Genomic DNA, 20,494 nt, shown 5'->3' on the forward strand with positions numbered 1-20,494 from the left:
GGCAGCGCGTTCTAAATGGAGAAAATAACGCTCACTAAGCCGGACGACTGGCATCTGCACCTTAGAGGAGGGTCTGCAATGAAGTCTGTTGTTGGCATGAGCGCTTTACAGATGGGACGTGCGGTTATTATGCCAAATCTTTCACCGCCAATAAGAGATGTATCGCAAGCAATAGCTTATCATAAAGAAATCATGAGCGCTTTGCCAATAGAGTCAAATTTTAATCCTCTGATGGTGCTTTATCTTACAGATAGCACAACTAAAAATGAAATTATTGAGGCGAGTGAAGCCCAAGAAGTTCATGCAGTAAAGTTTTATCCTGCTGGAGCTACAACTAACTCAGATAGTGGAGTGACAAACCTGTTAAGCGCATACCCTGCTATAGAGCAAATGCAAAAAGAAGGGCTGCCGCTACTAATACATGGCGAAGTAACCGATATTGATATTGATATCTTTGACCGAGAAAAGGCTTTTATAGACAGAACGTTAACTAAACTAGTTCGAGACTTTCCTGGTCTAAAGATAGTTCTTGAGCACATAACAACAAAAGACGCTGTTGACTTTGTAAATGAATGTGAAATAAATATAGCGGCAACAATAACACCGCATCACCTCTTAGCAAACAGGAATCATATGCTGGTAGGGGGAATTAAGCCACATTTTTATTGCCTACCTGTGCTGAAAAGAAGATCGCCTCATCAAGAGGCATTAATTGCAGCAGCGACCTCAGGAAGTCCAAAATTTTTCCTAGGCACAGATTCGGCGCCACACGAGAAGCACCAAAAAGAGTCATCATGCGGATGCGCAGGATCTTTAGCGCACATGCGGCCATTGAGCTTTATGCTGAAGCATTTGATAGGAATGGAAAAATTGAAAAGCTAGAGGGGTTCGCGTCTTTTTTTGGTGCTGATTTTTATGGCCTTGAAAGAAACCAAGAAAAAATTACACTAGAAAAGGCTACATGGCGAATACCTGAGAGTTATAATTTTTCTGGTTCACATGTGGTGCCCTTTTTTGCGGGAGAGGACCTCTCTTGGAAGCTATTAACTTAAAAAATCCATACTTTTAAAGTAATCTTTGCTTTTTTCAACATCATTTTTAATTTGACTTTTAAGTTCTTCAAGTGAATTAAATTTTAATTCATCCCTACACTTTTGTTTAAAAACAACAGTCGCACGCTCACCATAAATTTCTTGATTAAAGTTAAAAATAAAAACTTCTAAAAGGACCTTGGTGCCACCTATTGTTGGTCTTTTACCAATATTGCACACACCAGTATAGGTTTTACTGTTAATTTTAACTAGTACACTATAGACGCCGAGAACAGGGCTGAGTTTTCGTCTGATACTTATATTTGCGGTAGGAAATCCAATTGTTCTCCCCATTTTTTCACCATGCGTAACCCTGCCGCTAATTGAGAAAGGCCTTCCAAGATAAGTTTCAGCTTTTATAAAGTTTCCTTGGGAGAGCAGTTTTCGTATTGCTGAACTGCTAATTCGCTGGCCTTCAAGATGAACAGCGTTAATCTTATTAACTAAATAGCCTTTTTCAGATGACATCTCTTGAAGCATTGAAAAGTCTCCAAGACGGCCCTTACCAAATCGAAAGTCATCGCCAATGAAGCAGTACTTTACGCCAACTTTGTTAACCAGAGTTTGGTTGATAAAAGACTCAGCGCTTATTTCGGAAAAAGCTTTGTTAAATCTTATTAAAAGGTGTTTATCTATGCCAAGCGATTCAAGAAAAAGGTGTTTGTCCCTAAAGCTGCTTAGTTTCGCTTTTGTCCTTCCAAAAAAAGATTCAGGGGTCACAGAAAAAGAAATTACAAGAGATGGTATGCCTTTATTTTTTGCAGTTGAGACAAGTTGTTTTAGTATTTCCTGATGTCCCACATGTACGCCATCAAAATTGCCAATGGTAAGAACACAGCCAGATTGATGTTTAAGATTATGAAGGCCGCGTATTAGTTCCATTATGCTATTTTACTCACAGCTTTAATGATGATTTAGTAAATCAAGTGAATGAATAATTTTTTTAACTGGTGCGGGAACACCAAGAGTAATATTATGTGTTTTGTAGTAATTATCAGATGATTCTGGGGAGCTTACAATAATTGGACTAATCCAAAGAGTGTAATGACTAAATGTGTGTTTGAATTTAGTAAGTGATTTGACGATTTTTGCCTTAGGGTTGTGGCTAATAATTTTCTCTTCTATTTCTTCTTTGTTTTCTGAGCACTCAGCAAAGCTCCATAGCCCTCCCCAAATTCCTTCGCTTGGTCTTTTTGTAAGATAAATTTCACCTTTTTCATTTTTATAAATTAAGAATACAATATTTCGTTCAGGTTTTATTTTTTTAGGCTTTTTATTTGGATAAATGTCCTGTTGATTATGATTAAAGGCGTCACAATTTTTTGATATAGAGCAGCTTTGACAATGTGGTTTTCTTGGGGTGCAAACAGTTGCCCCAAAATCCATTATTGCTTGTGTGTACTCTGCATTTTGTTTTTCAGGAGTATGAAGTTCTGCAAGACGCCATAATTCATTCATAACATTACTCGAGCTATAGTGGCCTGCTACCCTGTGGTATCTTGTCAAGACTCGTTTTACATTGCCATCAAGGATTGCATGTGGCTGGTTGAACGTAAGAGATAAGATAGCTCCAGCAGTTGACTTGCCAACCCCAGGAAGCGCTATAACCTCTAAATAGGTTTTGGGAAAAATCCCCCCATATAGTGATAAAGTAATTTGTGCAGTTTTATGCAAATTACGAGCCCGGCTATAGTAACCAAGGCCAGCCCATGCGGCCAAAACATCATCCTCGCTTGCATTAGCAAGCGAAGTTATATCTGGAAATTTTTTAACGAAATTGTTGAAATAATCAATAACAGTTTTAACTTGAGTTTGTTGCAACATAACCTCAGATAGCCATACGTGATATCCATTTGGAGGGCTAGATTGCCAAGGAAGGTTTTTTCTGCCATGTTTTATAAACCAATTTAAGAGACCACTCGTTAACTCCGTCACTTCTCTAGGTTTAGCGGATTATTTGGGTCAATAGTCTGCATAAAAGGCTTTCTAATGTTTTCATTAGTTACCTGATAAACACAGCCAATCCAGTTATTAATAATAGCACTAGCACTATCATGCCAGGTATTATCTAGGGTTTTTGTAAGAATCTCTTCTGGAAATTCTTTAATAGTCGCTGTTTTATTTATAAGCCTAGCACGATACTCTGTCAAAATAGCGCAACTCTGTAGTGACAAATAATTGCTTGGAAATGGTGGATAGTTTGAGGTTCTTTTTTCGAGGTAAAGCGAAACTTCTCTTTTATACTCCTTTAAAAGGCTGACGGAGTCATATTCAGGGTGCCCTTGAAAGAAGACAATTCTAAAAAGATCAGGACTCACTGCGAGGTGAACGCCAATTGCGCTTTTAGCTAAAACTACAGCTTTTGCCTCTTCAAATTGGGCCTCAGTGATCTCATTAAATCTTGAGTGTGGTATGTCAAAGCGAGTGTTAACACCCTTAACAAGAGGGTGTGTTCTATCAATTACCTGATGAGGAAATACGCCCCAATGTTTTTTTCCAATGGCCTTTCTTTTCTGGCCATACTTAAACTCTAAAACAGCATGGGTTGCAAGGCAAGAGCATAAGGTTGAGGTTACGTTTTCATAAGACCAGTCAACCACCTCTCTCAGCTGCTCATAAAATGGAGCGAGCCGAAGGTCTGGATCAGTCACATTAGCGCCCGTAATAATTAACGCATCAAGTCCTTGAAGTTTAATTTCTTCAAAGGTTTTATAGTGCTCTTTAATGTGCGCTGTCGAATGTTTTTCTCTTTTAATGCTTGAAAGTGAAAAAGGGTGGACATAAAACTGAGCAATTTGATTTGAATGGCCTATCAATCGAAAAAACTGCCTCTCTGTTGCTTCAAGCGCAGAATCGGGCATCATATTTAATAACCCAATATGAAGCTCTCTAATGGTTTGATGTTGAGCCCTCTCAATAGAAAGAATTGTTTCGCCTTGTTTTGCAAGACGTTCAAATGAAGGTAGTTTAGAGTGTGCTATTAGAGGCATGTTATTTAAGCGCGCTAGAGATTAAATTTAAGACGTCCTTTGCAGAACCGCATTTATGAAGCGCATCACTTTCTATTGTGCAGCCATATTCATCTGCAAGTGCGTTGTATTTTTTAAGCCTATCTGCAACTAGTTTTGGAAACACCCAGCTAACAAAAGCATTTGGGTTAATTTGAGCTGCGTAAGCTAAACTATTTTCTTCCAAGTAGGAGTGAAGAGCTTCCTCAAAAAACTTTGGGTTATAGTACATTGGCTTTGGCCGGCTTTTAGCTCTATCAATAAGTAATCTCTCATTTTCCTTACTTGTTTTAATATAAATAATTAGTGTTTTTTCTGACAGAAGTTGATAAAGTTTTCTGTCTTCTAGCTCGCACAGACTTCCCCCAGCATCGTTAATAAAATGAGTATAACCGTCTTTTAAAGACTGATTAATAAAATGAGGGACCTCATACATTGTCTTTTTTTCTGCCTCCAAAAAAAGACTTTGGCGGCGAATAAACTCCTTAATAGGAAGGCCGCCTTCTTCAGGATTGCCAACTTTTCCAAGAAACGCAGAAATGGGCTCTAAGTTATCAAAAGTAACTTGACTATTAACACTTATAGAGTTGTTTTCTATAAGTGGCTTAAGCCATGAATCATTTTTCATTTTGTTAGCTACATTGTTAATGATGGCTTCTTTAAGATGAGTCGCTCCAATTCTATAATCTCCAGAAAAATGGTACCACCCACCTTCTTCGCCAATAAGTTTAGCAAGATGAGTCTTCCCTACTCCAGACATCCCAAGAAGTGTTAATCGCTTATTTTTTTGATTTATAAACTGTTTGGCAGAATTTATCATATTGACTTTCATTAGTCCATTAGCTGCTTACTGTAAGGTGATACGAGCTAAATTTTCTTATATTAAGCACACCACTGTCCAACAACAAATATTGTCCTTTTATGCCTTCTAGAACACCTGTGATGATAGGCGTCTTATCAAAGTTTAAAGACACAACCTTTGTAGGATATTTTAGCACAGGGTAGTTTATATTTACCTCATCATCACTAAGGACTGTGGCTTCAGTTTCTTTTATCGTGCCTGCAATTTCACCTAGTAATGTCTCTTTTAGAGACGAAAGATTTGATTGCTCCACTTCATTTTTCAGCATATTTCGCCAGTTTGTTTTGTCGGCAACAAATTGTTTTAATGCAACCTCAATCTTCCCAGAATCTAGACGTGACTTTGCCTCAAGTATAGGCAGCGCTGAAACTGCCCCTTGTTCAATCCAGCGGCTATAAATCCTTTTTTTATTGGTGATTCCAACCTTAGGCTTCGATGTATTTGCAAGATAAATAATGGTTGGCTGAAAACAGTAGTTAAGACCCCATTGAGGCTCTCTACAAGTGCCCTCAGAATAGTGACAAGTCTCAGGCCTCATGATGCATAGGTCGCATCTAGCTAAAACTTGTGTGCATGGAAAGCAATAGCCCCCAGACCAACTTTTTTTAGTCCTTACTCCACAATTAGCACAAAGTATTATGTCATTATATTTGAGCTCAATATGCTTTCCTACAAAAGCATTCATGTCAATTAGATTCTCTCCAATAGGAAGGCTATACTTTGCGCTGACCCCTTCAAGAGTAGTGTTCATCATTTTTATGTGGCCACTTAACTGCATAATATCGATTGAATGTCCCTATATTTTTCAGCAGTTTTATTCATAATTGACTCTGGAATTATCGGAGCAGGAGGGGCTTTATCCCAGTCAAGAGTTTCAAGATAGTCTCTAATAATTTGTTTATCAAAGCTTTTTGGACTTTTCCCTGAAGAATAGTCGGCCAAAGACCAAAATCTTGAAGAATCTGGAGTTAAAATTTCATCCATTAGGGTCAACTTGTTTTCAGAGTCCAGGCCAAATTCAAACTTTGTGTCAGCAATAATAACGCTTCGAGATAGCGCATGTTTTTCAGCAAAATTATAAAGAGTAAGGCTTATTTTTTTGATTTGCTCTGCAATATCTTCCCCCACTAGCGAAGCAACTTCTTTGAAAGATATATTGGCATCATGCTTACCAGGTGCAGCTTTTGAAGAAGGAGTAAAAATAGGCTTTTTAAGTTTTTCAGCAAGAACCATATTAGGAGGGAGGTCTATTCCACAAATAGACCCAGATCCTAAGTATTCTTTCCAGCCAGAGCCAATTAAGTAGCCTCTTACAACAGCTTCAATAGGCAGAGGTTTGAGTTTTTTTACAACAATTGCCCTTCCTTCAAGCGCTTCAGCCTCATTACCTGGCAACACTTCATCAAGCCTAATGTTTGTTAGGTGGTTTTGAATAATGTGCTCAGTTTTATCAAACCAATAGTTTGCTATTGATGTGAGAATTTTTCCTTTTTCTGTAATAGGCTGATCAAAAACAACATCAAAAGCTGAAAGCCTGTCGGTTGTCACTATAAGCATGTTGTCTTTGTCAATATCAAAAATATCCCTCACCTTGCCGCGATGAAGAAGAGGTAGGGATAGCTTTGTTTGCAAACTGGAATGCATAATATTCATAAAACAAACTAAAGTATTCATTTTAATCGATTGCGCTATTGCTGAGGTATTGATATAACTGAAGAGCAAAAGAGCGTTACTTTATATTTAAATCCTGAAGAATTCTTCGCGCTCTTTTTTGAAACTCTGGCATAGCGCTAGTTGGCACGAAAGATTGTTTAGGTAATTTTATTTTTTCAGGATCTTGGTGGACCCCATTAACTCGAATTTCATAATGAAGATGGGGACCAGTAGATTGGCCTGTAGTCCCTACATAGCCAATTAACTCCCCTTTTTTAACTTTTTTTCCAGACTTTAAGCCCGTAGCAAATTTTGATAGGTGGGCATAAACGGTAAGATAGTTGGAGCCATGCTTTAAATAGATAACGTTGCCATAGCCAGATAACGTGGCCCTATATTTCACAATTCCTTTTGCAGGCGCATAGACCGGAGTTCCAGAGGGAGCTGCAAAATCAGTGCCTCGATGTGAGCGATAGATCTTGAGCGTAGGGTGGAATCGCCTTTTTGTAAAGCCCGAGCTAATTCGATTATATTTTGTAGGAGCAAACGTAAAGGTGTCGTTTATAGTGGCGCCCTTTGAAGTAAAGTATTTATTTTGACCAAGAGTATTTTTATATGAAAAAAGTGCAATAGTTTTTCTACTTCCAACGTAAATCATTGCAATTGGAGTTTTTCCTCCATTCCAAGACAATATAAATTTGTCACCCTTTCTTAGGTCTCTACTAAGGTCCATCTCCCATGAAAAGTTATCAACCATCATTTTAGTAACTTCAGCAGCTACCCCGGCTTTTTTGGCGTCATAGTTTAGAGACTTTTTGATTGTAATTATGGTCTGAGATAATTTCCCAATTGGCTGGATATTGGCTTTTCCATAATTAAAAGATTGGCCATCATAGGTTATAAATAAAGGGTTGTCATTAGCTGGACTATAAATGATTTGGTCTAGCTCGTGATTATCGTTAAGGGTTATCCTAAACTTATCACCAGGATAAATATTGTTAAGCCTCTTAGCCCTTTCATCAGAGGCCATTAGTTTTTTGAGAAGCTTTCCTGATAGGCCTGTGCTAAAGAAGAATTTGTAAAACGCGTCACCTCTTGATACTTTAAAACTATAGTCATGTGTTCCACTGGCAGCAGAAGGAGCGCTTAAAAAAACGCAAAATGATAACAAGGTGATTAAGAAAGATTTATACATTTAGGACGGTTTGTTATGAAAGACTCGGCTCAATAACAGACCGAGCTATTTGACGAGAAAGATAGTCATTTTCCACAACACTTGCAAGCGTGTCAAGCCTCGAAATAGGAGCTATAGCTAAGGTTTTTTCTATAATTTTGCTAATGTCTAGAAACCCTATTTTTTTATTTAAAAAAGCGTCCACAGCAACCTCATTTGCAGCATTAAGCGTTCCAGGGGAGCTCTGCCCTTGTTCTAAAGCATCATATGCTAGTCCTAGGCATTTGAACCTATCCATATCGGGCGATAAAAATTCTAGTGATGTTTGCTTGGTAAGATCAAGCTCTTCAACACCAGAAGTTTGCCGGCTTGGATAGGATAATGCATAAGATATGGCGCTTCTCATGTCTGGCAGCCCAAGTTGTGATAACACACTGCCATCATTGAAATAAACAAACGAGTGAATAATACTTTGGGGATGAATTACTACCTCGATTTTAGAAGACGAAAGTTGAAATAGGAAGTGAGCTTCAATTACCTCCAAGCCTTTGTTCATCATGGTAGCAGAGTCAACTGATATTTTTTGGCCCATTTTCCATTTTGGGTGCGCGCAGGCCTGTTTTGGGGTTGCTTTATTAAGTTCTGCTATTGGTGTTTTTAGAAAAGGACCGCCTGACGCAGTTAACTGTATTTTATTAAGGCCCTGTTTGCCACCTTGGAGGCATTGAAATATTGCACTATGTTCTGAGTCCACAGGGATTAATTCTGCCCCAGACTCTTTGGCGGCAGCAACTAATAAATTACCACCTAGGACTAGAGACTCCTTATTTGCAAGCATAACTCTTTTTCCTGAGGTCACCGCTGCAAAAGTTGAAGATAGTCCAGCGCTTCCAACTATTGCCGCCATAACAAAATCTGTATTTTTATGAGAGGCTATATCATTTAAAGCGCCCTCACCTTGTAAAACGATAACCCCTTCTGGCACAACTTTTCTTAAGCTCTCTGCAGCCTCTTCATTAGCCATTACTACAAATTTTGGCATGTGCTTAATGCAAAGCTTTTCCATTTCCCTCCAGCTATTGTTTGCCGTTAAGGCAAAGACGTTATATTTTTCTGGATGAAGTGACATAACAGCTAGTGTGTTTAGTCCAATTGAGCCCGTTGCCCCTAAAATAGCTATATTTTTCATAGCAAGAACACAATTAAAAGAAAAAATATTGGAGCAGACGATGTTAAGCTATCTATTCTATCTAGTATTCCGCCGTGTCCAGGAAGGATATTACCACTATCTTTTACTTCTGCAATGCGCTTTAAAACGCTCTCAAATAAGTCACCAAGAACTGACACAAGTGAAATCATCAGGGCTATAAAACTAAATATTAAAAAATCACTCAATATCGGCGCTTGGGTTGAAACATATACGTACAAAATAGCAACCACTTGAGCAAGAGCAGCCCCACCAAATACTCCTTCAAGTGTTTTTCCAGGACTAACACTTGGACACAACTTAGTTTTACCAAAAAGCTTGCCTGCAAAATAAGCGCCGATATCTGCCGCCCAGATTAAAATCAAAAGAATCAAGACTAGCATGGGGTCTAACAAGTGAAGTGCCATTAATGCGATTGCCATTGGCACAAAAATAAACAAACCGTTGACTAGCTTAACTAATAAATATTTTTTGAGTAGGCGAGAGCCTTTTGGAAATATTACTACCCAAACTAAGGCGATTAACCACCAAATTGCAGCAGCATATAAGATAGTTAAACTTGAAAGAGCATTACTTAGAAAATAGGTTACTAATAATATAAGTAAAGCATAAAGAGCCTTGCCCGCTAAATGCTTTATTTGAATTAGATTGCAGTACTCCCAAGAACTAATAATAAGAATTAAAGCAACGGCTAATGCAAAGCTAGTTTGAGTCAATACCAAGATACCAAAAACTGTAATTGGCGCAACAATAGAGGCCGTTAAGATTCTCTTAAGAAGCATTATTTTTCACCATTTCGCTTTCCAAATCGGCGCTCTCTCAAGTGAAATGCCTCTATAGCTGCATCTAGTTCATGCTCATCAAAGTTGGGCCACAAGGTGTTACAGAAATATAGTTCACTATAAGCAATCTCCCAGAGCAAGAAGTTGCTTATCCTTAATTCTCCACTTGTTCTAATTAACAGGTCTACTTTAGGAAAATCTGCGAGAGAAGAGTGCGCGTGGAAAAGGGAGGCATCAATTTTTTCAGGATCGATTTCTCCGTTGACAGACTTAATAGCAATTTTTTTGGCAGATTCTGCGATATCCCACTGACCACCATAGTTTGCAGCTATAACAAGATTGAGGCCATTATTATTTTTGAGCTGTTTTTCTGCGTCAATAGCTAGCCGCTGTATTTCAGGAGTAAAAACGGAAAGATCTCCTATAATTTTAAGCTTAATATTGTTATCGTTTAGTTTCGTTGTTTCATTTTTCAAAACAGTTAAAAAAAGCTTGAATAAAAGTCCAACTTCTTCACTAGAACGATTTAAGTTTTCACTACTAAAGGCAAATAGAGTTAATGTATTAACGCCCAACTGACCACAATGCTTAACAATTTTTCTAACACTTTGAACCCCCTTTTGGTGGCCACTTGAGCGAGGAAGGTGCTTTGATTTTGCCCATCTTCCATTTCCATCCATAATGATAGCTATATGTTGGGGCGGTAGTTTTTCGTCTTTAAATGAGCCTAGTTTTTTTTCAGTCATGGAGCGCAATTATACCTATTAGGGCCTTCAAAACCTAATCCAAAGTATCCATTGATGGGGCTTGATACTATCATTAACATAATGCACTAAAAAATCTGACTAGGTTTATGCGGTAAAATAATGCTTCATGAGCTTAGCAAAAAGAATAATCCCATGCTTAGATGTCCGCGACGGGAGAGTTGTCAAAGGCGTCAAGTTTATTGATATTAAAGATGCTGGGGATCCGGTTGAGGTGGCAAAGCGTTATGATAACGAAGGTGCTGACGAAATAACATTTCTAGATATTACGGCATCACATGAAGGAAGAAACACCACGATAGAAATGGTTGAGAGGATTGCTAATCAGGTCTTTATTCCGCTCACTGTTGGCGGCGGCATTCGAAAGGCTGATGATGTTCGCGCAATGTTAATGGCGGGCGCTGATAAAGTTGCAGTTAACTCTGCTGCAATTTTTAACCCAAAACTTATTAATGAGCTTTGCGCTATATTTGGCTCGCAGTGTATCGTTATAGCTATTGATGCAAAGCGAGTGTCCTTTAATCCATTGAAATGGGAAATATTCACCCATGGAGGGCGAAAACCTACAGGTATTAATGCCATAGATTGGGCCGTAAAAATGACAGAAGGAGAAAATGGTGCTGGAGAAATTCTTCTAACATCAATGGATAGGGACGGCACTAAAGATGGATTTGATCTTGAGCTAACTAAGGCAGTTTCTGACGCGGTTGACGTTCCTTTAATTGCCTCTGGCGGGGTTGGAAATTTATCACACTTATCTGAGGGCGTTATTGATGGCGGAGCCGATGCAGTTCTTGCTGCTAGCATCTTTCACTTTGGAGAGTTTACTTTAGAAGAAGCTAAAAAAGCAATGCGAGAAAATGGCATAGAAGTTAGGCTTTAGCTGGTTGAGTTTTTAAGTTCATAAGCGTATCATTACGCAGTTTTGACTCTAGGGAACAAATGACAGTAAAAAAAGATTTTTGGGTATTGTTATCGATATTTATTCTGCCCATAGCCATTGGTACTTTATTTTTTTATTTGAATCCGACTTATTTCAGTCAGAATACGGTTAACTATGGTGAGCTTATTCGCCCAGTTATAACAACTGAAAAAGTCGATATTGAATTTGAAGACGATGCCACATTTAATGGCTTTTGGACGCTTGCATACGCTTCAAAAAACTGTGATAGAATCTGTGAACAGGCTGTAGCAGATATTAAAACGATCCGCACCCTCATAAACATGGACATGCGAAGAATTCAAAGAGTTTTGATTACTGAAGATGGGTCGCTACCTATGGTTAGCGATGAAAACTTACTTATAGCTAAAGTTACTAATGAAAAGTTAGCTGCTAAGCTTGCAGAGTTTCCAGAAAACTCAATTTTTCTAATTGATCCAATTGGTAACTTTATGCTGTATTACAACTCAAAAGACATCAACATTAAGTTTGTGCTAAAAGATCTTAAGCGCCTACTTAAATATTCAAGGATAGGCTAATGGGCAGTCTTCCCTCTCTTAGAGACCTTTTGGGGCTTTGTAAGCTGAAAGTTGTCTCGCTGATTTTGCTTACGGCTGTTGTTGGAATGCTGTTAGCAGTGCCATACCTTCCTAATCTCTTTCTAATTGTTGTCGCTTCTGCAGGAATATCATTAGCCGCAATGTCCGCTGCAGTTTTTAATCACGTGGTCGATGAAAAAATTGATACAAAGATGTCTCGTACCGATCGACGCCCCTTGCCTGAGGGCAGAGTAACGAGAAACCAAGCGCTAATATGGGGTTTCTTTTTAGGCATTGTGGGCATTTCATTATTAGTAATTTATGTTAACTTATTGACTGCAATTTTGACGCTTATTTCTTTGATCGGCTACGCTGTTTTTTATACAATGTATTTAAAGAGGGCTACGCCTCAAAATATAGTTATTGGCGGCGCCGCAGGCGCTGCGCCTCCAGTTCTTGGATGGACCTCTATAGCAGGATCCCAGGGCATTGAATATGCGCTTTTGCTTTTTTTAATTGTCTTTATTTGGACGCCTCCGCACTTTTGGGCGTTAGCAATTCATAGGCGAGAAGAATATAAGAAAGCTGAAATACCAATGCTTCCAGTTACCCATGGCCTTGAATTCACTCGAGTACAAATTCTTTTATATACAGTGCTATTATTTTTGGTTGCTCTGCTGCCTTACCTGACAGGTATGAGCGGTTTAATTTACTTAGTTTCAGCCGCAACTCTAGGAGCACTATTTTTAGGCTACTCTATTAAGATTTTTATAGAGCCTGAAAATCCTCACATTGCATTTAAAACCTTTAAATTCTCGATTAATTATTTAATGGTTTTATTTTTAGCACTATTACTTGATCATTATCTTTTGATGACCTTTGGAGTCTCTTCATAGTAATGAGTTCTTTGCTTCAGGTTTTTAAAGCAGTAGCTTCAGCAATGATTGGAGTTGGGAAAAAGAAAAACCTAGTTAAAGATTTTGAGGCGACAGAGAAGACGGGCCCTTGGCCATATATAATTGTTGGAATTATTATGACCGCGCTTTTTATTGGAACTATTCTATTTGCAGTTAGGCTTGTACTACCTTAGATTTTCGATAATTATATCAATTGCCTTTGCCATTGCTAGAGGCTCATGAGGACTTGTCAAAAGAGCTGTGAGCTTTAATTCTGGGTTAAAAAGTAAGTAGCTGCTTGTGTGATCAATGTCATAGTGATCACCATGATCATGATTGCTATGATCTTCCAGCGCTAATTTTTGTGACCCAACTACTTCATGATAAACCCCTAACGAGCTGCTAATTGACATTAGCTCATCTTGATGAGCGGTCAAACCTAAAAAGGTAGGGTTAAATGCGCCTGCAAACTGATCAAGTTTTCCAATATCACGCATAGGGTCTACCGATATAAAAACAACTTGAAGTTTCTTTTGATTTTCCATCAACTGGTATGTCAGATTGATCTTTGAAAGGTCTATTGGGCAAACGTCTGGACATGATGTGTAGCCAAAATATAATAGCACCCATTTTCCTTGAGACACATCTGATAAGTGCGTCGCTATTGACCCATCATTAATAAAGTTTAGCTTCTCTGAAACAGACTTTGCCTCAGGATATAAAGATGCTGCAGGGGCAACAGATTTTTTGAGATCCTGCATATTTGGCTTACCACCAGCATAAAAAAAAGTAGCTATAGCCGCAATTGTGACTACCAAAAGTAAAGATATTTGGGTAGTTTTGTTCATATCATTAGGCAGTATTTTGATTAAACATTCTATGTGCGAGGCTTATTAAGCTTAACAAAAGAAAAAGAGCAACTGCGTTGTGCATTACCGCAGCAAACATTGGTAGTGACATGACTACATTTATAATACCAAGTGCAACCTGAACACCTAAAAGAGCCAGAACTATGACAATGTTTTTTTGAAAAGCCAGGTAGTTTTTTAGGGCAAAAGATAAAGCTATTATCGCTGCAGTAACAACTAGCGCACCAACTCTATGTACCATCTGAATGGCAGTTCTGGTTTGATTTTCCAAAATTCCAAACTCATAATCTACTCCAAGCTCACCCCAATAATAGGCATTTTTAAAGTCCATATCTTTAGGCCACATCTCACCCAAACAAGTAGGAAAATATTCACCACAAGAAAGTGCTGCATAGTTAGTACTTGTCCAGCCGCCCAGAAATATTTGGAATATCAGTAAAGCCGTTACTATGATGAGTATTAATTTATGGCGTTTTAAAACAGGCTGCCCAATTTTTGGTTGTGGACGCTGATTCAAAAAAAGCCAAAATAACAAAGTGGTTGTTGAGAAGCCCCCAAACAAATGCATGGTAACTATGCCTGGGTGAACCTGTTCGGTAACAGTCCACATTCCAAGCGCGCCTTGAAAGCCAACCAGTAAAAGCAAAGCTGTGGGAAGCTTAATAGATTGCTCTCTTTCGGTTTTACGAAATACTGCCAGTAAAAATATAACAAGGATTGAAAGTCCTAGTATTGAGGCGGCGTACCTATGAACCATTTCTTTCCATGCTTTAGCAACATCAAGGGGCCTTTCATATTCACTCGAAATAACATCTGGAACTAATAACTCGCCATAACATCCTGGCCAATCTGGACAACCAAGGCCTGCATCTGCAAGACGAGTATAGGCCCCAAGAATGACAACTATAAGAGCTAAGATTAAGGAAATATTAATGGTTTTATTGAACATAGTCGGTAATTAGTTTAGTCAGAGAGATATTTTAATTGAAGCAAGTTAAATTTTGAAAAATTACGTTAATTATTTTTTATTTCTTGATAATATATATGGCTCTTGATTGCATTTTCAATCTTTTGGTCTTTCTTTTTTAAAGCTAGGGTGGCAAGCGAAAAAAGTTCAACCAATATTGAGAATAAAGGTGAATTTTTACTTGGTAAAAAGACGATAAACAGGTATCATTTGATTGCATTTTTTATTTGACAATTGAAATTGCATATTTAAGAGCTATATATCTATTTAATAATATAGCTATACAAAGATTTAATTCGGAGATTCTATGAAATTATTGTTTAAACTTACCGGCGCATTTACTGCACTTTTGAGCTCCAAGTCTGTCTTGGCAGAGTACACATTCAATATGACCAAAGGCGTTACAGATATCAGTAACGATATTTGGGGCCTTCACATGATGGTATTTTGGGTTTGTGTCGGTATTGGTGTTGTTGTTTTTGGTGCAATGTTTTATTCAATTATTGCACACAGAAAGTCAAAAGGAGCTAAGGCTTCTAACTTTCATGAGAGCACGACAGTAGAGTTTTTATGGACAGGAATACCAGTTTTGATTCTAATCGCAATGGCTATCCCAGCTTCAAAGACACTTATTGACATTGAGGTTCTGGATAAGGCTGATATGACTATAAAGGTAACTGGAGTAAGGTGGAAGTGGCAATATGACTATCCTGAAGAGGGCATAAGCTTTGCTTCTAATCTCGCACAATCGTCTATGGATGTTATTAAGGGGACACCTGAAGAGCGTGAAGCTGTTCACAAAGATGGCGGCTACCTTCGCGAAGTTGATAAGCGTTTAGTCGTTCCAGTAGATACAACAATTCGTTTTTTGATTACATCAAATGATGTAATTCATAACTGGTGGGTTCCAGCGTTTGGCCTTAAGCAAGATGCAAACCCAGGATTTATAAATGATGCATGGGCAAAACCCAACATAATTGGAACTTATAGAGGGCAGTGCGCTGAGCTGTGCGGAAAAGGCCATGGATTTATGCCTATTGTTGTTGATGTTGTTTCTAAAGCTGACTACGCTGAGTGGGTTGAAAGTATGCAGGCTGAAAAAGTTGCTGAACTTGCAAGCGCTACTCAAGTTTGGACTGAGGCAGATCTTGTTGCTAAGGGAGAAACTGTATACAACGCAAACTGTTCTGGCTGCCATCAAAAAGACGGCACCGGTATTCCTGGTGTCTTTCCTGCAATGATTGGGTCAGAGGTAGCCAATGGCCCAGCAGCATACCAACTTAATCTAGTTATAAATGGAGTGGTCGGAAGAATGCCTTCATTTAAGGCGCTAAGTGATTCTGACATAGCTGCAGTAATAACATACGAAAGAAGATCTTTTGGTAATAATGGATCAGTTGTTCAACCTTCAGATGTTACATCTGCACGTTAATTTAAGGAGAAATATATGAGCTCAACTACAACGGCAGCATACGATGATCACGGTCATGGCCCTGAAAAAGGACTTCTAAGATGGGTTAAAACAACCAATCATAAAGATATTGGAACGCTATATATGTGGTTTGCATTTGCAATGCTTCTTATAGGTGGTTCACTTGCAATGGGAATTCGAGCAGAGCTTTTACAGCCTGGCTTGCAATTATTTGAACCACAGTTTTATAATCAGCTGACTACAATGCATGGTTTAATTATGGTTTTTGGAGCGATTATGCCGGCCTTTGTTGGTTTGGCAAACTGGCTTATTCCTTTAATGGTAGGAGCGCCAGATATGGCTCTGCCAAGAATGAATAATTGGAGTTTTTGGATCTTGCCGTTTGCAGGAGCAATTCTTTTGAGTACGTTCTTTATGGAGGGTGGAGCGCCTGCTTTTGGCTGGACTTTTTACGCACCACTTTCAACCACGTTTGCTCCAGACTCAACTGACTTCTTCATTTTTGCAATTCACTTACTAGGATTTTCTTCAATTATGGGAGCGATTAACATTATTGCTACGGTTCTTAATATGAAGGCCCCAGAAATGCGATTAATGGACATGCCACTTTTTGTATGGACATGGTTAATCACATCGTTTTTGTTAATTGGTGCAATGCCAGTTCTAGCAGGAGCTGTTACGATGATGCTGACGGATCGAAACTTTGGCACAGCATTTTTTGATGCGGCGGGCGGCGGTGATCCAGTAATGTTCCAGCATATTTTTTGGTTCTTTGGTCATCCAGAGGTCTATATTATGATTTTGCCAGCCTTTGGTATCATCTCTCATATTATTCCAACCTTTGCTAGGAAGCCTCTTTTTGGCTACTCTTCAATGGTTTATGCAACGGCATCAATTGCATTTTTGTCATATATAGTATGGGCTCACCATATGTTCTTAACGGGAATGCCTGTGGCAGGCGAGCTTTACTTTATGTACGCAACAATGTTAATTGCAGTCCCTACTGGAGTAAAAGTTTTTAACTGGGTTGCCACGATGTGGAAGGGCTCTTTGAGCTTTGAAACACCTATGCTTTGGGCGCTTGCGTTTGTATTTTTATTTACGATTGGTGGTTTTTCTGGACTAATGCTTGGCATCGCTCCAGCCGATATTCAGTACCACGATACTTATTTTGTAGTTGCTCATTTTCATTATGTTCTTGTAACTGGAGCACTATGGGGAATCATTGCAGCAGTATTTTACTGGCTTCCTAAGTGGACAGGAAAGATGTACAACGAGCCCCTTGCTAAATTTCATTTCTGGTGGGCGCTTATCTCGGTTAATGTAACGTTCTTCCCTCAACACTTCTTGGGACTTGCTGGAATGCCGCGTCGTATTCCTGACTACTCACTTCAGTTTGCTGACTTTAACTTTATCTCTTCAATTGGTGCATTTTCTTTTGGACTGTCATTCTTATTGCTTACTTACATTGTTGTAAATTGCATCCGTAATGGTAAGCCAGCAGACGCAAGACCGTGGGAAAGCGCTAAAGGTCTAGAGTGGACTTTAGCATCACCAATTGCTTATCATACGTTTGACGTTCCGCCAACAAGAGCTGAAATTTTGGCAGAGTCTCAGAGTAATTAATGGTAGATAAAAAAAACAATAGAGGTGTTGGTATAACTGCATTGATAGTTGCTGGTGTTGCAATTGGGCTATATGCACTAACCATTGCCCTTAACTCCTAACGTGGAAAGAAAAAAAATTACAAAAAGTTTTTGGATAAAGCTAGTTTCCGTTCCAATCTTGATGTTCTTTTTTGCCTACGCGATGGTGCCTTTATATGATGTGCTGTGCGACATCACAGGTTTTAATGGAAAGACTGGTAGAGTAGAAACAGAAAAGCAGTATCAAGTAAATGAAGAGAGATTGGTGAGTGTTAGTTTTTTTGCGGCAACGACTCCTGGCTTCCCAGTTCAGTTTGCGCCGAAAGTAAGCTCGATGGAAGTCATACCTGGAAAGTTTTATACTACCAGCTACATTGCTAAAAATACGACCGATGAAATAATTTATGGTCAAGCAATTCCAAGTGTTGCGCCTACAGATGCGGCTCTTCACTTTAAAAAGCTAGAGTGTTTTTGTTTTGTAAAGCAGGCGTTTCAACCTAATGAAGAGGTCGAAATGACGCTTCGATTTGTAATTGAGCCTGAAATGGATGAGTGGATCAAAGATGTTAGTTTGTCCTATAATTTTTATAAGTTAGATAGTTAAGAAAGGGGAAGAAAAATGAGTAACGAAAAATATTATGTACCTCATGGCACCTACTGGCCGATTATTGGATCAATTGGTGTTTCAACTTTATTTGTAGGGTTTGCGAACCAAATGCATGATGTAAGTTGGGGTTGGCCTGTGATGGTTTTGGGTTTTGCAATAATTGCATTTATGTTATTTGGATGGATTGGAACAGTTGTCAGTGAGAGTATTGGCGGACTCTACAATTCACAAGTTGACAAATCTTTTCGATGGGGAATGAGTTGGTTTATCTTTTCTGAGGTAATGTTTTTTGCAGCCTTCTTTGGTGCTCTTTTATACGCAAGAGTTTTGAGTGTGCCTTGGCTTGGTGGCGAGTACAACAATATTTATACGCCAGAGTTGTGGGAGGGCTTTAAATCAGCTTGGCCTCTTATTACTACTCCTGGTGAAGTAGGGCAGAACGGCGTTACTTTTGCTACTAACTTTAAACTAGTAGATACTTGGGGACTTCCAGCGCTAAATACGGGACTTCTTTTAACTTCAGGTGTCACTTTAACTTATGCTCATCACGCTTTAAGGGCTGGCCATAGAAACGCATTGATGGCTTGGATGCTAGCAACAATTGCGCTAGGGGTTGTGTTCCTGGGCTTCCAAATTACTGAGTATGGACATGCCTACCACGATGGATTAAAGCTAACTTCTGGAATTTATGGATCAACGTTTTACTTGCTGACAGGATTCCATGGTTTCCACGTAACCATTGGCGTGATTATGCTGACAGTAATTCTTTATCGTATTCAAAAAGGACACTTCAATTTGGAGAATCATTTCGCCTTTGAAGGCGTTGCTTGGTATTGGCATTTTGTTGACGTAGTCTGGCTAGGGCTATTCATATTCGTATACTGGATATAATTACGAATATATGGTTTTGTAAAAGGCCCCTTCGTTGGGGTCTTTTTTTTCAATTAACGTAGGAAAACTATGGATTATTTTGTAATAGCTATAATTGTATTAATATTTTTCTTTTTAGGCGCCGCTGTTATTGGCTTACTTAAAGGCGGCAGAGAAGGTTCTGACAAAATGTTTAAAGCGCTAAGAATGAGGATTATTCTTTCAGTTTTCTTGTTTGTCTTTTTACTATTTGCTAATTATATTGGATGGATAGAGCCTAATAACTTTAACCTGCTGCCAACCCAATAATGAGCTTACGTTTTATTCTTCCTTCGATTCTAATAACTGCGACCTTTGCATTTTTAGTATCCCTCGGTTTTTGGCAGCTGGAACGAGCCGATGACAAACGCAGTATCGAGGCCTCAATAAAGCAGGCGAATACTGGCAGCGTTGAACTTATCAGGAAAGAAGAAGGCCTTCAAAGCAAAGAGTATTATGAGGTTCGACTTCAGGGAAAGTACTTAAGTGATAAGCAGTTTATCTATGACAATCAAATTGTTGACCAAGTTTCAGGCTATTATGTTCTAACTCCTTATGCCTTAGAAGGCCAGTCAAAAGCTATCTTAATTAATCGAGGCTTTATTCCATGGAACGGGCGTAGAGATAAATTAGCAGATATAGTTATTGGACATGAGACTAGAGAAATAAAGGTACAGATCTCAAAACCAATTAAGAGAATGGAGCTCAAGCCAAGTGAAGTTGGTATTCAATTTCCAGTCCTAATCCAATCGATCGACCTACAAGATATGGCTGATAGAGCCAAGGTTGATTTTTCAAGTGTCATTGGCTTGTTAGATGCGTCTGCCTCTAATGGTTTCATTAGAAAATGGGAGCCGTACACTGGAAGTATTGAAAAGCATATAGGGTATGCTGTTCAATGGTTTTTGATGGCCCTTGTTCTTGCAATAATAGGAATTCGTATTGCGATAAAGCAGCGCAAAAAATAATCAAATTTTGATGGTATAAAACATTCTTTAAATAAAAAAGCTTACTGTATAATTTCCCACTAAGCCGAAGTAGCACAGTTGGTAGTGCAACTGATTTGTAATCAGTAGGTCGCCAGTTCGAGTCCGGCCTTCGGCACCAATAAATAAGTATTAAGCGGTCTAAATGACCGCTTTTTTATT

General features: G+C 38.7%; 22 protein-coding genes, 1 tRNA gene and 1 pseudogene. 12 read left to right on the plus strand and 12 right to left on the minus strand.

Annotated elements, in window-relative coordinates; genetic code table 11:
• Positions 1–15 precede the first annotated feature (15 nt).
• Positions 16–1,052, plus strand: a pseudogene (gene pyrC / locus ABXT44_RS00080) (dihydroorotase).
• Here the strand turns inward: pyrC and ribF are convergent.
• From ribF to uppS, 10 genes are all read right to left on the minus strand, one after another.
• Positions 1,044–1,973 (minus strand): bifunctional riboflavin kinase/FAD synthetase, encoded by a 930-nt coding sequence (gene ribF / locus ABXT44_RS00085; protein WP_416687044.1) that lies wholly within the window; start codon positions 1,971–1,973, stop codon positions 1,044–1,046. The pseudogene pyrC and the gene ribF sit on opposite strands and share 9 nt — an antisense overlap.
• Positions 1,974–1,994: 21 nt before the next feature.
• Positions 1,995–3,026, minus strand: a complete 1,032-nt coding sequence (gene mutY / locus ABXT44_RS00090) for an A/G-specific adenine glycosylase (RefSeq protein ID WP_416687045.1) — start codon at positions 3,024–3,026, stop codon at positions 1,995–1,997.
• Positions 3,023–4,081 carry a homoserine O-succinyltransferase MetA gene (gene metA, locus ABXT44_RS00095; protein WP_416687047.1) on the minus strand — a complete coding sequence of 353 codons (1,059 nt, stop codon included), beginning with the start codon at positions 4,079–4,081 and terminating at the stop codon, positions 3,023–3,025. The genes mutY and metA overlap by 4 nt, the downstream gene beginning before the upstream one ends.
• Position 4,082: 1 nt before the next feature.
• Complete coding sequence (locus ABXT44_RS00100) at positions 4,083–4,931, minus strand: ATPase (protein WP_416687049.1); 849 nt, start codon at positions 4,929–4,931, stop codon at positions 4,083–4,085.
• A gap of 7 nt (positions 4,932–4,938) precedes the next feature.
• Positions 4,939–5,712, minus strand: a complete 774-nt coding sequence (locus tag ABXT44_RS00105) for a DUF2797 domain-containing protein (protein WP_416688484.1) — start codon at positions 5,710–5,712, stop codon at positions 4,939–4,941.
• A 17-nt stretch (positions 5,713–5,729) separates the two neighbouring features.
• Positions 5,730–6,605: a phosphoribosylaminoimidazolesuccinocarboxamide synthase gene (locus ABXT44_RS00110; protein ID WP_416688487.1), complete on the minus strand. Its 876-nt coding sequence runs from the start codon at positions 6,603–6,605 to the stop codon at positions 5,730–5,732.
• A gap of 85 nt (positions 6,606–6,690) precedes the next feature.
• Entirely contained in the window at positions 6,691–7,809 is a 1,119-nt protein-coding gene (locus tag ABXT44_RS00115) for a peptidoglycan DD-metalloendopeptidase family protein (protein ID WP_416687052.1), read from the minus strand.
• 13 nt (positions 7,810–7,822) lie between these two features.
• A complete protein-coding gene (gene dxr / locus ABXT44_RS00120) occupies positions 7,823–8,977 on the minus strand; it encodes a 1-deoxy-D-xylulose-5-phosphate reductoisomerase (RefSeq protein ID WP_416687054.1) in 1,155 nt (384 codons plus the stop codon).
• Positions 8,974–9,777: a phosphatidate cytidylyltransferase gene (locus tag ABXT44_RS00125; protein ID WP_416687057.1), complete on the minus strand. Its 804-nt coding sequence runs from the start codon at positions 9,775–9,777 to the stop codon at positions 8,974–8,976. The genes dxr and ABXT44_RS00125 overlap by 4 nt, the downstream gene beginning before the upstream one ends.
• The gene (uppS, locus tag ABXT44_RS00130; RefSeq protein ID WP_416687059.1) at positions 9,777–10,523 is read right to left on the minus strand and encodes a polyprenyl diphosphate synthase; all 747 of its coding nucleotides are present in this window, start codon (positions 10,521–10,523) and stop codon (positions 9,777–9,779) included. Before uppS ends, ABXT44_RS00125 begins: the two co-directional genes overlap by 1 nt.
• A 127-nt stretch (positions 10,524–10,650) precedes the next feature.
• Here uppS and hisF point away from each other — a divergent pair, with 127 nt between their 5' ends.
• Genes hisF through ABXT44_RS00150 form a run of 4 tightly spaced genes read left to right on the plus strand, consistent with a single transcriptional unit; the run spans position 10,651 to position 13,110 of the window.
• Positions 10,651–11,424: an imidazole glycerol phosphate synthase subunit HisF gene (gene hisF / locus ABXT44_RS00135; protein ID WP_416687061.1), complete on the plus strand. Its 774-nt coding sequence runs from the start codon at positions 10,651–10,653 to the stop codon at positions 11,422–11,424.
• 59 nt (positions 11,425–11,483) lie between these two features.
• A complete protein-coding gene (locus tag ABXT44_RS00140) occupies positions 11,484–12,020 on the plus strand; it encodes a hypothetical protein (protein ID WP_416687063.1) in 537 nt (178 codons plus the stop codon).
• Positions 12,020–12,916 (plus strand): heme o synthase, encoded by an 897-nt coding sequence (gene cyoE, locus ABXT44_RS00145; protein ID WP_271558680.1) that lies wholly within the window; start codon positions 12,020–12,022, stop codon positions 12,914–12,916. The genes ABXT44_RS00140 and cyoE overlap by 1 nt, the downstream gene beginning before the upstream one ends.
• 2 nt (positions 12,917–12,918) lie before the next feature.
• Positions 12,919–13,110: a DUF2970 domain-containing protein gene (locus tag ABXT44_RS00150; protein ID WP_416687066.1), complete on the plus strand. Its 192-nt coding sequence runs from the start codon at positions 12,919–12,921 to the stop codon at positions 13,108–13,110.
• Here ABXT44_RS00150 and ABXT44_RS00155 read toward each other — a convergent pair.
• A complete protein-coding gene (locus tag ABXT44_RS00155; protein WP_416687068.1) occupies positions 13,102–13,764 on the minus strand; it encodes an SCO family protein in 663 nt (220 codons plus the stop codon). The two genes, ABXT44_RS00150 and ABXT44_RS00155, sit on opposite strands and share 9 nt — an antisense overlap.
• A 4-nt stretch (positions 13,765–13,768) precedes the next feature.
• Positions 13,769–14,734, minus strand: a complete 966-nt coding sequence (locus ABXT44_RS00160; RefSeq protein WP_416687071.1) for a COX15/CtaA family protein — start codon at positions 14,732–14,734, stop codon at positions 13,769–13,771.
• Positions 14,735–15,059: 325 nt separating this feature from the next.
• Here ABXT44_RS00160 and coxB point away from each other — a divergent pair, with 325 nt between their 5' ends.
• From coxB to ABXT44_RS00195, 7 genes are all read left to right on the plus strand, one after another.
• A complete protein-coding gene (coxB, locus tag ABXT44_RS00165) occupies positions 15,060–16,184 on the plus strand; it encodes a cytochrome c oxidase subunit II (RefSeq protein ID WP_416687074.1) in 1,125 nt (374 codons plus the stop codon).
• A 15-nt stretch (positions 16,185–16,199) separates the two neighbouring features.
• Positions 16,200–17,810: a cytochrome c oxidase subunit I gene (ctaD, locus tag ABXT44_RS00170; RefSeq protein WP_416678104.1), complete on the plus strand. Its 1,611-nt coding sequence runs from the start codon at positions 16,200–16,202 to the stop codon at positions 17,808–17,810.
• 102 nt (positions 17,811–17,912) lie between these two features.
• Positions 17,913–18,434, plus strand: a complete 522-nt coding sequence (locus tag ABXT44_RS00175) for a cytochrome c oxidase assembly protein (RefSeq protein ID WP_271537158.1) — start codon at positions 17,913–17,915, stop codon at positions 18,432–18,434.
• Between the two features lie 15 nt (positions 18,435–18,449).
• Positions 18,450–19,328 carry a cytochrome c oxidase subunit 3 gene (locus ABXT44_RS00180; RefSeq protein ID WP_271558684.1) on the plus strand — a complete coding sequence of 293 codons (879 nt, stop codon included), beginning with the start codon at positions 18,450–18,452 and terminating at the stop codon, positions 19,326–19,328.
• Between the two features lie 69 nt (positions 19,329–19,397).
• Positions 19,398–19,616 (plus strand): DUF2909 domain-containing protein, encoded by a 219-nt coding sequence (locus ABXT44_RS00185; RefSeq protein WP_271537156.1) that lies wholly within the window; start codon positions 19,398–19,400, stop codon positions 19,614–19,616.
• Positions 19,616–20,314 carry an SURF1 family protein gene (locus ABXT44_RS00190; protein WP_416687077.1) on the plus strand — a complete coding sequence of 233 codons (699 nt, stop codon included), beginning with the start codon at positions 19,616–19,618 and terminating at the stop codon, positions 20,312–20,314. The genes ABXT44_RS00185 and ABXT44_RS00190 overlap by 1 nt, the downstream gene beginning before the upstream one ends.
• A 63-nt stretch (positions 20,315–20,377) precedes the next feature.
• Positions 20,378–20,453: transfer RNA gene (locus ABXT44_RS00195), tRNA-Thr, on the plus strand.
• Positions 20,454–20,494: the final 41 nt, after the last annotated feature.

Source organism: Candidatus Pseudothioglobus sp. Uisw_041 (assembly GCF_048087625.1).
Lineage (GTDB): Bacteria > Pseudomonadota > Gammaproteobacteria > PS1 > Pseudothioglobaceae > Pseudothioglobus.